The 15,661-nt window shown below is 40.6% G+C and carries 16 protein-coding genes; 15 read left to right on the top strand and 1 reads right to left on the bottom strand.

From position 1 onward, the window contains the following. Window position 1: 1 nt before the first annotated feature. Genes fliM through flhB form a run of 7 tightly spaced genes read left to right on the top strand, consistent with a single transcriptional unit; the run spans window position 2 to window position 4,989 of the window. Window positions 2-1,036 (top strand): flagellar motor switch protein FliM, encoded by a 1,035-nt coding sequence (gene fliM, locus AVFI_RS09830; protein WP_188863472.1) that lies wholly within the window; start codon window positions 2-4, stop codon window positions 1,034-1,036. Between the two features lie 22 nt (window positions 1,037-1,058). Further along, the gene (gene fliN, locus AVFI_RS09825) at window positions 1,059-1,448 is read left to right on the top strand and encodes a flagellar motor switch protein FliN (RefSeq protein ID WP_005420344.1); all 390 of its coding nucleotides are present in this window, start codon (window positions 1,059-1,061) and stop codon (window positions 1,446-1,448) included. Between the two features lie 23 nt (window positions 1,449-1,471). Continuing rightward, window positions 1,472-1,858, top strand: coding sequence for a flagellar biosynthetic protein FliO (gene fliO, locus AVFI_RS09820; protein ID WP_005420341.1), 387 nt, complete (start codon window positions 1,472-1,474; stop codon window positions 1,856-1,858). Then, window positions 1,845-2,714 (top strand): flagellar type III secretion system pore protein FliP, encoded by an 870-nt coding sequence (fliP, locus tag AVFI_RS09815; protein ID WP_188863473.1) that lies wholly within the window; start codon window positions 1,845-1,847, stop codon window positions 2,712-2,714. Before fliO ends, fliP begins: the two co-directional genes overlap by 14 nt. Before the next feature lie 9 nt (window positions 2,715-2,723). Further along, complete coding sequence (gene fliQ, locus AVFI_RS09810) at window positions 2,724-2,993, top strand: flagellar biosynthesis protein FliQ (protein WP_005420339.1); 270 nt, start codon at window positions 2,724-2,726, stop codon at window positions 2,991-2,993. 37 nt (window positions 2,994-3,030) lie between these two features. Beyond that, window positions 3,031-3,813: a flagellar biosynthetic protein FliR gene (gene fliR, locus AVFI_RS09805; RefSeq protein WP_005420338.1), complete on the top strand. Its 783-nt coding sequence runs from the start codon at window positions 3,031-3,033 to the stop codon at window positions 3,811-3,813. Between the two features lie 45 nt (window positions 3,814-3,858). Then, a complete protein-coding gene (gene flhB / locus AVFI_RS09800; protein ID WP_054775466.1) occupies window positions 3,859-4,989 on the top strand; it encodes a flagellar biosynthesis protein FlhB in 1,131 nt (376 codons plus the stop codon). Window positions 4,990-5,002: 13 nt separating this feature from the next. Here the strand turns inward: flhB and AVFI_RS09795 are convergent, their stop codons facing one another. Continuing rightward, the gene (locus AVFI_RS09795) at window positions 5,003-5,680 is read right to left on the bottom strand and encodes a flagellar brake protein (protein WP_188863474.1); all 678 of its coding nucleotides are present in this window, start codon (window positions 5,678-5,680) and stop codon (window positions 5,003-5,005) included. A 259-nt stretch (window positions 5,681-5,939) separates the two neighbouring features. On the opposite strand from AVFI_RS09795, the gene flhA reads away from it, so the two are divergent. Genes flhA through AVFI_RS09755 form a run of 8 tightly spaced genes read left to right on the top strand, consistent with a single transcriptional unit; the run spans window position 5,940 to window position 15,661 of the window. Continuing rightward, the gene (flhA, locus tag AVFI_RS09790; RefSeq protein WP_188863475.1) at window positions 5,940-8,033 is read left to right on the top strand and encodes a flagellar biosynthesis protein FlhA; all 2,094 of its coding nucleotides are present in this window, start codon (window positions 5,940-5,942) and stop codon (window positions 8,031-8,033) included. Between the two features lie 34 nt (window positions 8,034-8,067). Next, complete coding sequence (flhF, locus tag AVFI_RS09785) at window positions 8,068-9,537, top strand: flagellar biosynthesis protein FlhF (protein ID WP_188863476.1); 1,470 nt, start codon at window positions 8,068-8,070, stop codon at window positions 9,535-9,537. Further along, the gene (locus AVFI_RS09780) at window positions 9,534-10,424 is read left to right on the top strand and encodes a MinD/ParA family protein (RefSeq protein WP_188863477.1); all 891 of its coding nucleotides are present in this window, start codon (window positions 9,534-9,536) and stop codon (window positions 10,422-10,424) included. The genes flhF and AVFI_RS09780 overlap by 4 nt, the downstream gene beginning before the upstream one ends. Next, window positions 10,417-11,148: an RNA polymerase sigma factor FliA gene (locus AVFI_RS09775; protein ID WP_054775467.1), complete on the top strand. Its 732-nt coding sequence runs from the start codon at window positions 10,417-10,419 to the stop codon at window positions 11,146-11,148. Before AVFI_RS09780 ends, AVFI_RS09775 begins: the two co-directional genes overlap by 8 nt. A 48-nt stretch (window positions 11,149-11,196) precedes the next feature. Further along, window positions 11,197-11,565: a chemotaxis response regulator CheY gene (gene cheY, locus AVFI_RS09770; RefSeq protein ID WP_155659291.1), complete on the top strand. Its 369-nt coding sequence runs from the start codon at window positions 11,197-11,199 to the stop codon at window positions 11,563-11,565. A gap of 31 nt (window positions 11,566-11,596) precedes the next feature. After that, window positions 11,597-12,313, top strand: a complete 717-nt coding sequence (locus AVFI_RS09765) for a protein phosphatase CheZ (protein ID WP_054775468.1) — start codon at window positions 11,597-11,599, stop codon at window positions 12,311-12,313. 9 nt (window positions 12,314-12,322) lie between these two features. Next, a complete protein-coding gene (locus tag AVFI_RS09760; protein WP_188863479.1) occupies window positions 12,323-14,515 on the top strand; it encodes a chemotaxis protein CheA in 2,193 nt (730 codons plus the stop codon). A 15-nt stretch (window positions 14,516-14,530) separates the two neighbouring features. Further along, window positions 14,531-15,661: a protein-glutamate methylesterase/protein-glutamine glutaminase gene (locus AVFI_RS09755; RefSeq protein WP_005420308.1), complete on the top strand. Its 1,131-nt coding sequence runs from the start codon at window positions 14,531-14,533 to the stop codon at window positions 15,659-15,661.

The raw sequence follows: 15,661 nt of genomic DNA, 5'->3' as shown, positions 1-15,661 counted from the left end.
TGTGACAGATCTACTATCCCAAGACGAAATTGATGCTCTACTCCACGGTGTAGACGATATAGAAGATGATGTTGTCGATAATGATGACAATGCAGGTTCTATGAGGAGTTTTGATTTCTCATCACAAGACCGAATCGTTCGTGGTCGGATGCCAACACTGGAATTGATTAACGAGCGCTTTGCACGCCATATGCGTATTAGCTTATTTAATATGTTAAGAAAAACCGCTGAAGTCTCGATTAACGGTGTTTCAATGGTGAAGTTTGGTGAGTATCAAAATACCTTATATGTACCAACCAGTTTAAACATGGTGCGTTTCCGTCCACTTAAAGGTACCGCTTTAGTGACGATGGAAGCTCGATTAGTGTTTATTTTGGTTGAGAACTTCTTTGGTGGTGACGGTCGTTTCCACGCTAAGATCGAAGGTCGTGAATTTACCCCAACTGAACGTCGTATCATTCAATTATTGCTAAAAGTGATTTTTGAAGATTACAAAGAAGCGTGGTCGCCAGTTATGGGGGTCGAGTTTGAGTACCTTGACTCAGAAGTTAACCCAACCATGGCAAACATCGTGAGCCCGACAGAGGTTATCGTTGTAAGTTCATTCCATATTGAAGTGGATGGCGGTGGTGGTGATTTCCACGTTGTTTTCCCATATTCAATGGTTGAACCTATTCGTGAATTGCTTGATGCCGGTGTGCAAAGTGACAAGATGGACACTGATGTTCGCTGGAGCAAAGCACTACGCGATGAAATCATGGATGTTCCGGTAGAGATGAAAGTTAACCTATTAGAGAGCCAAATTTCATTGCGCGATCTAATGGAGCTGGAAGCTGGCGATATCATTCCAGTGGAAATGCCAGAAGCGGCAACCGTATTTGTAGAAGACCTACCAACTTACCGCGGTAAAGTCGGTCAATCTAACGACAAATTAGCAATACAGATTACTGAGAAAATCAAGCGCCCAGATATGGTGAAAACGGATTTAGCCTTCCTAGGCAAAGACGTATTGTTTGATTTAGATGATGAAGAATAAGAAACAGAGAAGGTAGTGGATCATGGATTCAAATGAACAACAAATGGCTGACGAATGGGCAGCAGCATTAAGTGAAAGTGCAGAAGCTCAAGCAGTAACCGCACCTTTAGAAGATCTAGAAGAAAAAGCGCCAGAGTTCAACGAAGATGAACGTCGTAAGCTTGATACGATTCTAGATATTCCTGTAACGATTTCTATGGAAGTAGGTCGTTCACACATTAGCATTCGCAACTTATTGCAACTTAACCAAGGTTCTGTTGTTGAACTTGATCGAATTGCTGGTGAGTCTTTAGATGTAATGGTTAATGGCACACTTATCGCTCACGGTGAAGTGGTTGTCGTGAATGACAAGTTTGGTATTCGTTTAACTGACGTTATCAGCCAAACTGAACGCATCAAAAAACTTCGTTAATTGAACACGAATAGGGATTGGGTATGAAAAAGCTATGGTTATTGGCGTTAGTGCCTTTTCCTCTATTTGCAGCTGAAAAGGCTAATGTTGATTTAGCGGCAACATTAGGTTCGCTGATTTTTGTTATCGCATTAATTCTCTTTTTTGCATGGCTATTAAAGAGAATGCGATTTCCTGGCGTAACAGGAACATCAGGCAGTGCGATGAGCATTGTTAAACAATTGCCTGTTGGAACAAAAGAGCGAATCGCGGTCGTTCAAGTTGGAGAGGAGCAATTCTTAATCGGGATCACCTCTCAAAATATCAATATGCTAAGTAAGCTAGATAAGCCGTTAGAGGTAAATGAAAACACCATGACGCCTTTCTCTTCTCAACTTAGCCAACTGATGAAAAAAAATGCTAAAAACTAATTTTATTGCCGCCGTCTTGGCGGCATTTTCACTCTTTTTTATGGCGTCTCCTGCTTGGGCGGTAGATGATCTCGCTTCCTTTATCCCTCAAACTGCTGCTAGTGCTGAAGGCATGACAGTTACAGCGATGGAAAAAGAAGCTGGAGCAGCAAAAACCATAGCAAAAGGCAGCAGTTCTGGTAGTGGTATCCCTGCATTTACCATGACAACCAATGCCAATGGTGGTGAAGATTACTCTGTAAACTTACAGATTTTAGGTTTAATGACCATGCTGGGCTTCTTGCCTGCAATGGTTATTTTAATGACCTCTTTTACCCGTATTGTTGTTGTGATGTCGATTTTGCGTCAAGCCATGGGTTTACAACAAACACCGTCAAACCAAGTCATTATTGGTATTGCGATGTTTTTAACGTTTTTCATCATGGCTCCGGTGTTTGATAAAGTAAATAACACGGCAATTCAGCCTTATATCAATGAAGAAATTACGGCTCGTGAAGCGTTTGATGTTGCACAGGTTCCGATGAAAGAGTTCATGTTGGCCCAAACACGAGTAAAAGATTTAGAAACCTTTGTAAATATGTCAGGCGTTGAAGCTGAAAACCCAGAAGATGTGCCAATTACTGTGGTTATTCCGGCGTTTATTACTTCAGAGCTAAAGACCGCTTTTCAAATAGGTTTCATGCTTTTCTTGCCGTTTTTGATCATCGACTTAGTGGTGGCATCGGTATTAATGGCAATGGGTATGATGATGCTTTCTCCAATGATCGTATCATTACCGTTTAAGTTAATGTTGTTTGTATTAGTGGATGGCTGGAATTTGATCCTATCCACCCTCGCAGGCAGTTTTGCAACTTAAGGAGCAATCATGACCCCTGAAATGGCGATAGATCTATTCCGTGGTGCACTTTACATGGTGTTAATCATGGTATGTGCCATCATTATTCCAAGCTTGTTAATTGGTTTAGTGGTTGCGGTATTCCAAGCGGCAACCTCGATCAACGAACAAACATTAAGCTTCTTACCGCGTCTTATTGTTACCTTGCTTGCTTTGATGCTGTTTGGGCATTGGATGACGCGTATGTTGATGGAATACTTTTATGAACTTATTGCTCGAATGCCAACAGTACTCTATTGACGTGTGCACTCTGAATTGATGCACATGAGCTAATGTTATGGAATATCCAACTCAAATAGTTTTAGATTTTATAGCTACGTATTTCTGGCCTTATACTCGTATTTCAGCCATGTTAATGGTGATGTCAGTATTTGGGGCTCGTTTTGTGTCGCCTCGAATTCGACTCTATCTTGGTTTAAGCATTACTTTTGCTGTTATGCCCGCTATTCCTGCTATGCCTCCTGAAATCCAATTGGTCTCTTTCCAAGGGTTTATGACTACAGCAGAGCAGATCATTATTGGTGTAGCCATGGGGATGGTTACTGTATTTGTTACCCAAACCTTTGTTCTTTTGGGCCAAATTTTGGGTATGCAATCGAGCTTAGGCTTTGCATCCATGGTTGACCCTGCCAATGGTCAGAATACGCCACTCCTTGGTCAATTATTTATGTTCTTATCGATTCTGTTTTTTTTAGGAACCGATGGGCATTTAAAAATGATTAACTTTGTGGTGATGAGTTTTACAACATTACCTGTTGGGGTAGGCAAGCTCACTAGTGTGGATTATCAATCCATGGCAAGTTGGCTTGGTATTATGATGAAAGCTGGGTTAAGTATGTCGTTATCTGGCATCATCGCCTTACTGACGGTTAACCTTTCTTTTGGTGTAATGACGCGTGCAGCACCACAATTAAATATCTTCTCATTAGGCTTTGCTTTTGCCTTGCTCGTTGGTTTATTACTGACGTCTTATATTATTTTGGGCTTGTTTAATCACTATGATTTGCATTGGCTTCGTGCTGAAGAGCAGATATGTAGCATGATCCGATTAGATTGTTGATTATGAAATTATTATTAATTAACACGACCGTGGAGGTCATTAGATATGGCTGAGAGTGACGGTCAAGAACGTACCGAAGACGCCACGTCCAAACGCTTGCAACAGGCCAAAGATAAAGGGCAGGTTGCAAGGTCAAAAGAACTCGCTTCTGTTTCTGTTTTGGTTTGTGGCGCCGTTGCCTTAATGTGGTTTGGTGAAGATGTAGCAAGAGCGCTATTTTCTGTAATGGAACGCTTCTTTTCTATATCGAGAGAAGAGATTTATGACACCAATAAGTTACTTGAAATTGTTGGTGGTGCATTGATTGCATTGGTTTTTCCTGTCTTTCTTATTTTGATTACTCTTTTTGTTGCTGCATTAGCTGGTGCTGCAGGCCTTGGTGGGATCAGTTTTTCATCTGAAGCGGCGATGCCAAAGTTTTCAAAAATGAACCCAATGTCGGGCATTAAACGTATGTTTGGTATGCAGAGTTGGGTTGAACTTTTAAAGTCTATTCTGAAAGTGTCTCTTGTCGGGGGGATGGCTTTTTATTTAATTGAAGGCAGTAAAGAAGATCTGTTTCAATTAAGCTTGGATACGTATCCAGCTAATATCTTTCACTCATTAGACATATTATTAAATTTCATACTTTTGATCAGTTGTACTTTACTGATTGTGGTCGCTATTGATATTCCTTTTCAAATTTGGCAACACGCAAATCAGTTAAAAATGACTAAGCAAGAAGTAAAAGATGAATATAAAGAAACGGAAGGTAAGCCAGAAGTAAAAGGGCGTATCCGTATGCTTCAACGTGAAATGACTCAACGTCGTATGATGGCTGATGTACCATCCGCGGATGTGGTGGTGACGAACCCAGAGCACTACTCAGTGGCTTTGCGATATGATCAAAGTAAAGATGCTGCGCCGATCGTTGTTGCTAAAGGGGTCGATCACGTAGCGATGAAGATCCGTGAGATTGCACGTGAGCACAATATTGATATTTTACCTGCTCCACCATTGGCTCGTGCGTTATATCATTCAACGGAATTAGAACAGCAGATCCCTGATGGTTTATTTGCTGCGGTTGCACAGATTTTGGCGTATATATTCCAGATGAAGCAGTATAAGAAGAAAGGTGGTACTAAGCCTGAGTTCGATGAAAGTACGCTAACTATTCCGGATGAATTGAAAAAATAGACAATAACCTACTTTATTGTTTATCCCAGCCTTTAAGAACGCATTGGTGATGAAGAGTTTGCAACTCAGATTCACTGATGCCGTCAGTATCAAACATGACTCCAATTTTCGATTGTGACTCTTTTACATCTATATTTTTAATTTCACCACGAACAGAAATCGGCTCAAGACTTTCGATCTCTATTGTTAATGCAATTTTTTTATTTAGTGAGCTATCAGGACTGAGTTTTGATGGTAAGGCAATGGCACATCCACCGAAAGAAAAATCCTTCATGACACCCGTTAAATTCTGTTCGTTTACGGATAAATTGCATGAAAATTTACTTTTAATTCGTCGATGAGTTCGGATGGGTTTCATCGTAATGCTACTTGGTGCATGCAGACAAATCATTTCCATTGGACGATAAATTACAGAGTGAATCGTCGTTTTAAAAGCAATAACATCACAGTGAGTCGTGTTTGTTATTGCACGAAAAGTAACGTCGGTACCTTCTAGGTAGATTTTGTTAAACTCAAGAGGAGGTGAAGATGGGTATTCAATGAAAACGTAATGTCCTTTTTTGAATCCTATCAACTGTGAATTTGCTTGTGTTGACTGACCATTTGGACACGTAATTTCGATGATAACACGACCACCAATATCCATTTTATTAAGTACATTTTGATTTGTACCAAGCGATACACTAGTCATAGCAGCACCAAGAGATAAATAAAGGACGAATTATACAAGTTACGACACTTTTTTCAATTGTAATCCTTATTTTCTTTTAAAATCAATTTGTTATTGTTGGTTTTGTGATTGTGGTTCAATCTGCCAGAAAAGTGGAAATTGCCAGCCAAAAAAGTGGCGTTTAATTGGCTCGATATTTGCTTTATAATAAATAAGAAATTATGCTTTTAGTCACTTATTATTTGTTTCGTAAGAAATACGAGTTTAGAAGAAGAAGTTAATGAAATTTCAAATTCCGCTGCCGAATAAATTATCTGCTCTAAAAGGACGAGGTATACCTCCTATTGGTGTGCCTGTTTTAGTTCTATCCACTTTGGCAATGGTAATTTTACCCATTCCGGCTTTTTTACTAGACTTAATGTTTACCTTTAACATCGCTTTAGCTATGGTGGTGTTACTTGTGACTATTTATACTCGCCGTCCTCTTGACTTTGCTGCGTTCCCAACCATTCTTCTGGTTTCAACTTTATTACGTCTTGCTTTGAACGTTGCTTCAACTCGTGTGGTACTTTTGCACGGTCATGAGGGGCCGGGCGCAGCAGGTCACGTTATCGACGCTTTTGGTAACGTGGTTATCGGCGGTAACTATGCTGTAGGTTTAATTGTTTTTATCATCTTGATGATCATTAACTTTATGGTTGTTACCAAAGGTGCGGGCCGTATTTCTGAAGTAAGTGCGCGTTTTACCTTGGATGCATTACCAGGTAAACAAATGGCAATCGATGCGGACTTAAATGCCGGTTTGATTGACCAAGAGCAAGCACGTACTCGTCGTTTTGAAGTGACAAAAGAAGCGGACTTTTACGGTTCAATGGACGGTGCTTCTAAATTCGTAAAAGGGGATGCTATCGCTGGTATCCTTATTCTATTCATCAACATCATCGGTGGTCTTGCCATTGGTATGGCGCAATTTAATCTTGGGTTTGGTGAAGCGGTTCAAATCTACACATTGCTAACTATCGGTGACGGTCTGGTTGCACAAATTCCATCACTTCTTTTATCGATTGGCGCAGCTATCATGGTGACTCGTCAAAACACCGATGAAGACATGGGTGAACAGTTAGTTTTCCAATTGGTTGATAATCCAAAAGCGCTAATGGTAACGGCTGCGATTATATTTGTTATGGGTATTGTCCCAGGTATGCCTCATTTCCCATTCATCTTATTGGCATTATTAGCGGGCGGTTGGTCATATTATTTAACGAAGAAAAAAGATCAAGAAACAGAAGAAAAGAAAGCGGCACCACCAATGGAGTTGTCTTCTTCTCAACCTAAAGAGCTGTCATGGGATGACGTTCAACCTGTTGATGTTATTGGGTTAGAAGTAGGTTACCGCTTGATCCCTATGGTGGATAAAGAGCAAGGTGGTGAATTGCTTGATCGTGTTAAAGGGGTTCGTAAGAAGTTATCTCAAGATTTTGGCTTCTTAGTACCAGCTGTACATATTCGAGATAACTTAGAATTACCACCGAATGTATACCGAATTACACTGATGGGCGTAGCTGGTGGTGAAGCAGAAATTCGCCCTGATAAAGAACTGGCTATCAATCCAGGTCAGGTTTATGGTTCGATTGAAGGTGAACCAACCTTCGATCCTGCGTTCGGATTAGAAGGGGTTTGGATCAATGAAGAGCAAAGAGAGCACGCTCAAGCATTAGGCTATACTGTAGTAGATGCTGCAACAGTACTAGCAACTCACTTAAGTCAGCTATTAACGAATAATGCAGCTCAACTGCTAGGTCACGAAGAAGTTCAGAATTTACTTGAGCTGTTGGCACAAAGTTCGCCTAAATTGGTTGAAGGACTGGTTCCTGAGCAATTACCTTTGGGGGTGGTTGTAAAAGTGCTTCAGAATTTATTGAATGAAGCAATTCCAATTCGTGATATTCGAACCATTATCCAAACTTTGTCTGAATATGCGCCAAAAAGTCAAGAACCTGACATTTTGACGGCGGCTGTTCGAATTTCGTTAAAACGTTTAATTGTTCAGGAAATCAATGGAATAGAGGAGGAGATGCCAGTTATCACTCTGATTCCGGAATTGGAACAAATTTTGCACCAAACTATGCAGGCGTCAGGCGGTGAAACCACTGGTATTGAGCCTGGGTTAGCAGAGCGTTTGCAAGCATCATTAACTCAAGCCACTCAAGAGCAAGAGTTAAAAGGTGAAGCAGCTGTGCTGTTAACATCAGGGGTATTACGTTCGACATTAGCTAAGTTTGTGAAGAATACGATTCCAAACTTACGAGTACTCTCCTACCAAGAGATCCCTGATGAGAAACAAATTAGAATTGTTCAAGCTGTTGGTAACTAACCGCGTCAACTTATTTTAACGCAGGAATACGATATTGAAAATTAAACGATTTTTTGCAAAAGACATGCGCTCTGCTCTGGTTCAAGTAAAAGAAGAGCTAGGTGTTGATGCTGTCATTATGTCCAACAAAAAAGTAACTGGTGGGATTGAAATTGTTGCGGCTATTGATCCGAGTGCACAATCTCAATCATTCCCAGCAGTATCACTGCGTCAAGTTGAAGAAGATAAGGTGAGTGTTGGTAAAGGTTCTATGACACGTCGTTTTGCAAATATGATCAAGCAATATGGTTCACATAATAGTTCTCCAGAGCCAGAAAAAGCTGAGCGTGAAGAAGACAGTTTAGCTGCATTATTACAGCGCCAGTCTAAGTTTCAGGCTAACCCAACTGATTCGTATTTAAACTCTGTGTCTACTCCAAGATTAGATACATCAGAAATGACTCGTGCAATTCAAAATAATCCAAAATTAGCGCACCTTATTTCTGATGAGCCTGTTCGACATTCAACAGAGCGATCGCAACCGAGATTGGATCCATCTCGTTATGAGAAAGGTCGTCGTTCTCATAACGAATCGAACGAAGAATTAGAAAACATGCGTTCTGAAATGTCATCTATTCGTCGTTTATTAGAGCATCAAGTATCTGGTCTTATGTGGCAGGAAGTAGAGCGTCGTGAACCTCTACGAGCAATGCTTATTAAACGTCTAGAAAAAATGGGATTATCAGAAGATCTTGCTGATCAACTTGCCTGTTATATTCCAGAAAATGTACCTGCAAAAGATGCATGGCCGGCACTATTGAAACTACTTGCTGAGCAAATTCCAACCTCAAAAGTGGATACGCTATCGCGTGGTGGCATTATTGCGTTATTAGGTCCTACAGGAGTTGGTAAAACAACGACTATTGCGAAACTTGCTGCTCGTGCTTCAATGGAATATGGCCCTGATCAAGTAGCATTAGTTACAACAGATACATTCCGTATTGGCGCTCAAGAGCAATTGGCTATTTATGGCCGCATTATGGGCTGTCCGGTACGCATTGCTAAAGATGCAGATGAATTAGCATCGGTGCTGCATCAATTACGTAATCGTCGTTTAGTGCTTGTGGATACTGCTGGTATGGGGCAACGTGATGTGCGTTTAACAGAACAGTTAGATACGATTATGAAAAACAGTGGTTCACAAATTAATAGCTATCTTGTGATGCCAGCAACGGCACAACGCCGAGTACTGCAAGAAACCATTGAGCACTTCAAACGCATTCCATTATCTGGTTGTATTTTAAGTAAAATCGATGAATCTCTAAGTTTAGGTGAATTAATTAGTGTAACTATAGAGAATGGCCTTCCAATCTCTTATATTGCAAATGGGCAACGTGTTCCTGAGGACATTGTTTTAGCTCAACCAAAATACTTAGTTGCAAAAGCAAATGAATTACTAGAAAAAGCGACGGAAAAGGACCCTCATTTCTGGAATAGTGATATGCCAGAGGCGGACAATTTATGATTGATAATAATATATACGATCAGGCTAGTGGATTACGACGCTTAACCAAGCCAACTTTGACCAAAGTGGTTGCTGTTACGGGTGGTAAAGGTGGCGTAGGTAAAACAAACGTAACATTAAATTTAGCATTATCACTTGCACAGCAAGGGAAAAAAGTGATGGTGCTAGATGGCGATTTAGGCTTAGCAAATATTGATATTATGCTGGGTGTTCGTGCACATAAAAACCTAGGACACGTATTAGATGGTGAATGCGAATTAGCAGACATTATTGTAGAAGGTCCATACGGTGTGAGACTAATTCCTGCAACGTCAGGAACCAAATCTATGGCAGAACTGACACCGGCACAGCATGCAGGATTAATTCGAGCATTCAGTAGTTTAGAAGAAGAAGTCGATATACTTTTGATCGATACTGCTGCTGGTATTTCTGATATGGTGACCAGTTTTTCTCGTGCGGCTCAAGATGTTTTAGTTGTGGTGTGTGATGAACCAACATCAATCACCGATGCATATGCATTAATAAAGCTTCTAAGCCGTGAGCATAATGTTCAACGATTTAAGATTGTTGCTAACATGGTAAGAAGTTACCGTGAAGGCCGTGAATTATTTGCAAAACTAACGCTAGTAACAGATCGCTTTTTATCTGCAAATATGGAATTAGTGGCCTGTATTCCATTAGATGAAAAAGTTCGTTTATCAGTTAGAAAACAAAAAGTCGTTGTGGATGTATATCCACGCTCTCCAGCAGCGTTAGCAATGAAATCTCTTGCAAACAAAGTGGTAACTTGGCCAGTACCTAAAGCACCAAGCGGTCACTTAGAGTTTTTTGTAGAAAAGCTATTACGGAGTGAAAAAACAAGTGAAATTGAGGACGATTATGTCTGATGGTTTAACTTATGATCATAAAGGCAATGTAAACAGTCAGAAGGCGTTTTTAGAACGTTATTCTGATCTGGTTAAACGTATTGCTCATCATTTAATGGCTAGATTGCCAGCGAGTGTATTAGTTGATGACCTGATTCAAGCTGGCATGATTGGCTTATTAGAAGCCCAGCAAAATTATGATGGCAGTAAAGGCGCAAGTTTTGAAACCTATGCTGGGATTCGAATTAGAGGCTCTATGTTGGATGAAATTCGACGTGGAGATTGGGTTCCTCGCTCAGTACATAAGAACAGCCGGATGATTAATTCGGCAATTAGAGAACTTGAAGCTAAACTTTCTCGTGATCCGACCGATAAAGAGATAGCAGACTATCTAGAATTACCGTTAAATCAATATTATCAGATACTTAATGATGTAAATTGCGGTAAACTAGTTGGTATAGAAGATTTAGGCGTTTCTGATGATGTGATCGCAACTGAAGAACAAGCTGATGATAATCTTCCGTTTCAAGGTGTTGCCGATGAACACTTTCGAGTAGCTCTTGTGGAAGCGATTAAAACGCTTCCTGAAAGAGAAGCTTTGGTTTTGTCCCTTTATTATAATGAAGAACTTAACTTAAAAGAGATTGGTGCTGTAGTTGGTGTAAGCGAGTCTCGCGTAAGTCAAATACATAGCCAATCGATGCAACGACTACGGGCCAAGCTATCATCTTGGACAGTAGAATAATTAAATCCCGTTACTTTGCCCTCACTGGAGGCGATTTTGAATAAAAACATGAAGATCCTTATTGTTGATGACTTTTCAACAATGCGCCGTATTGTAAAAAACTTATTACGTGACTTAGGTTTTAATAACACCCAAGAAGCGGATGATGGTTTAACAGCACTGCCACTGCTTAAAAAAGGTGGTTTCGATTTTGTAGTAACAGATTGGAACATGCCAGGGATGCAGGGGATCGACTTGCTAAAGACAATTCGTGTCGATGACGAGTTAAAACACTTACCAGTATTAATGATCACAGCTGAAGCTAAGCGTGAACAAATCATTGAAGCTGCTCAAGCTGGCGTAAATGGCTACATTGTTAAGCCTTTCACTGCTGCAACATTAAAAGAAAAATTAGACAAGATTTTTGAACGTTTATAAGTCGATGTTGCGTTGGAAGGATTAGTAAAAGATGATTTCATTAACTGATGCTAAGGAACTTGTCGCTTTATTAGAAGATGGCAAGCAAGAAGAAGCAAATCAATTAGTTGCTTCGTTAGCAATGCCAAGTGAACAACCAATGTTGAAAGAGATAGGTTCTTTAACTCGTGATCTTCATGAGTCTTTGAAGAACTTTAAACTTGATCATCGAGTTGTTGCCATTGCTAATGATGAGATTCCAGATGCGCGTGATCGTTTGCAATATGTGATTGATAAAACGGAAATGGCAGCCAATAAAACTATGGATGCTGTTGATCGTTCATTACCTATTGCAGACGAATTGCACGAAGGCTTGCTTCAAGTTCGCCCACAGTGGAACAGTTTAATGAAAGGTCGAATTGAGCTTGCTCAGTTCAAAACCTTATGCCACAACATTGATGGATTATTAACTCAAGTTGAAGGTAATAGTTCAGAGCTTCGTAATGAACTAACCACTATCTTAATGGCACAAGACTTCCAAGACCTTACTGGTCAAGTTATTAAACGAGTAATTACGTTAGTTCAAGAAGTTGAAGACCGATTGGTTGATATCTTGACGTTGTTTAAAGTGGAAGAGCGGTTAGATGCAGCGGACCAATCGAAGAAACCTGCTGTTGCTGAAGGACCAATTATCAACCCGCATGAACGCGAAGACGCTGTAGCATCTCAAGATGATGTTGATGACCTATTAGCCAGTCTAGGATTTTAGAGGAATACTATGAGCTTTGAAATGGATGAAGACATCCTGCAAGATTTCTTAATTGAAGCAGGAGAAATTCTCGAGCTACTTTCTGAACAATTAGTTGAATTAGAGCAACGCCCTGATGATGCTGATTTATTAAATGCTATTTTCCGTGGTTTTCATACCGTTAAAGGCGGTGCAGGCTTTTTGTCATTAACTGAATTAGTTGATGCTTGTCATGGTGCGGAAAACGTATTTGATATTCTTAGAACAGGTAAACGTAAAGTTACTTCTGAGCTAATGGATACCATCTTACAAGCACTTGATACTGTGAATGTTATGTTCAGCTCAGTGCAAAATGGTGAAGCTTTAGAGCCGGCAGAACAAAGCTTGCTTGATGAACTGCATCGTTTAAGCAAACCAGCATCAGAAGATGAAATTGCATCAGCTGCAAACGAAGCTGTTGTTGAAGAACCAGTAATTGAAGTAACTCCTTCTGTAGAAGAGGTTTCTGTTTCGGCTAATAATCATGATTCTGTTGATGATATTACAGAAGATGAATTTGAGCGATTATTAGATGAATTACACGGTAAAGGCGCGTCTCCAAGTAGTGCTGCTTCAGTAACACCAGCTCCTGCTGCGCCTATTGCATCGTCAACGAATGCTGATGATGGCGATATTACTGATGATGAGTTTGAGCGTTTGCTTGATGAACTTCATGGCTCAGGTAAAAGCCCAAGTAATGCAACGACAGCTCCAGCAGCTAAGCCTGTAGAAGATATTCTGTCAAATTCTGGTGATTCAGATTTAATGACAGATGATGAGTTTGAGAAATTACTTGATCAACTGCATGGTTCAGGCAAAGGTCCTACTGAAGAAGAGCTTGATCAAGCTGTTCAGCCTGTTGCTGCTATGAATCAGACGACAAGTGCACCAGCACCAGTAGCTGAAGCACCAACAAGAACAACTGCACCGGCGCCGACAAGAACACAAGCACCGAAAGAAGATGTGAAAGCGGTTGCAAAGGCACCAGCAAAAGCGCCAGCAAAATCACAATCAGAAAGTACGGTACGTGTTGATACATCAACGCTAGATAACATCATGAATATGGTGGGAGAACTTGTACTTGTTCGCAACCGTTTAGTGAGTTTAGGTTTGAACAGCAATGACGAAGAAATGTCAAAAGCAGTATCAAATCTAGATGTCGTTACTGCCGATCTTCAAGGTGCAGTAATGAAAACTCGTATGCAACCAATTAAGAAAGTATTTGGTCGTTTCCCACGAGTTGTACGTGACTTGGCTCGTACACTGAAAAAAGACATCGTGCTAGAAATGCGCGGTGAAGAAACTGATTTAGATAAAAACTTGGTTGAAGCGCTTGCCGATCCATTGATTCACTTAGTTCGTAACTCTGTGGATCATGGTATTGAAATGCCTGATGACCGTTTAAAAGCGGGTAAAGATCGCACAGGTAAAGTGATTTTATCAGCATCTCAAGAAGGGGATCACATCTTACTGAGCATCATTGATGATGGTGGTGGTATGGATGCAGATAAACTTCGTGGTATTGCGGTAAACCGAGGTTTGATGGACAGCGATGCTGCATCACGCTTAACAAATAAAGAATGTTATAACCTTATTTTTGCACCAGGTTTCTCAACTAAGACTGAAATTTCAGATATTTCAGGTCGTGGTGTAGGTATGGACGTGGTTAAAACAGCGATCAACCAATTAAATGGTTCAATTGATATTGATTCAAACATGGGTGAAGGTACTAAGATCGTAATCAAAGTGCCACTGACTCTTGCAATCTTACCAACGTTAATGGTTGGTGTTGCGAATCAACCATTTGCACTTCCATTAGCAAGTGTAAATGAGATTTTCCATCTTGATCTGTCTAAGACAAACATCGTTGATGGTCAATTAACAACAATTGTTCGTGAAAAGTCGATCCCACTGTTCTTCTTACAAGATTGGTTGGTTCCTGGTAGTCGTCAAACAGAACGTACAGGGTTAGGTCATGTTGTAATTATTCAACTTGGCGCTCAACGTGTTGGTTTTGTTGTTGATACCTTAATAGGTCAAGAAGAAGTGGTTATTAAACCGCTAGATGAACTATTGCAAGGCACTCCAGGTATGGCAGGTGCAACGATTACTTCTGATGGTCATATTGCATTGATCCTTGACGTTCCTAACTTGTTAAAGCGTTACGCCGTTCGCATGCGTTAATGCACAAGGATTGACATGGCTATAAAAGTATTAGTGGTAGATGATTCTAGTTTTTTCCGCCGCCGAGTAAGTGAAATTATCAATTCAGATCCACGTCTTGAAGTTATCGACGTGGCTGTAAATGGTAAAGAAGCGGTAGAAAAAGCGAAATCATTAAAGCCAGATGTAATAACAATGGATATTGAGATGCCAGTCATGGACGGCATCTCTGCAGTCCGAGAGATCATGAAGGCGTGTCCAACACCAACCTTAATGTTCTCTTCGCTAACTCACGATGGCGCAAAAGCAACACTTGATGCTTTGGATGCGGGAGCTCTTGATTTCTTACCTAAGAAATTTGAAGACATAGCACGTAATCGTGATGAAGCGGTTTCTTTACTACAGAAACGAATTGCTGAAATTGCGCGTAAAAAATCATTTATGCGCAGACCAGTTCTGAGTTCGCAATCAACAAGTACTGTTGAATCTCGTACAGCAACAACACGAACTGCGACTTCTGCATTAACAGCATCTCCTGTAAAAGCAGCACCAGCAGCTCCAATTGCACAACGCTTTAAAGCGACGGGTAAAAAGTATCAATTAACGGCTATTGGGACTTCAACGGGTGGTCCAGTTGCACTGCAAAAGATATTAACGGCGATTCCGGCGAATTACCCACATCCAATTATTTTGGTTCAACATATGCCTGCCACTTTTACGGCGGCGTTTGCTGCTCGTTTAAATAACTTGTGCAAAATTCAAGTTAAAGAAGCAGAAGATGGCGATGTGTTAAAACCAGGTTGTGCATATTTGGCTCCAGGTGGTTTGCAAATGATGGTTGATGGCCGTCCGGGCGCTTCACGCTTGAAGATTTTAGATGGTGGTGAACGCATGAATTATAAACCATGTGTTGATGTTACCTTCGGATCTGCTGCGAAAGTATACGGTGATAAAGTTCTGTCGATGATCTTAACTGGTATGGGCGCAGATGGTCGAGAAGGCTGTCGAATGCTTAAAGCTGGTGGCGCAACTATTTGGTCTCAAGATGAGCAAAGCTGTGTGGTATATGGTATGCCTCAAGCTGTCGATAAAGCCGGTTTATCTTCAGAAAGTTTACCGCTTGATCGCATTGCTGAAAGAATGCTTGTTGAAGTTGGATTGAAGTAG

The sequence above is a fragment of the Aliivibrio fischeri ATCC 7744 = JCM 18803 = DSM 507 genome, assembly GCF_023983475.1.
GTDB lineage: Bacteria > Pseudomonadota > Gammaproteobacteria > Enterobacterales > Vibrionaceae > Aliivibrio > Aliivibrio fischeri.
The sequence above is the reverse complement of the archived record's forward strand: the minus strand, read 5'-3'. Positions and strand labels throughout refer to the sequence as shown.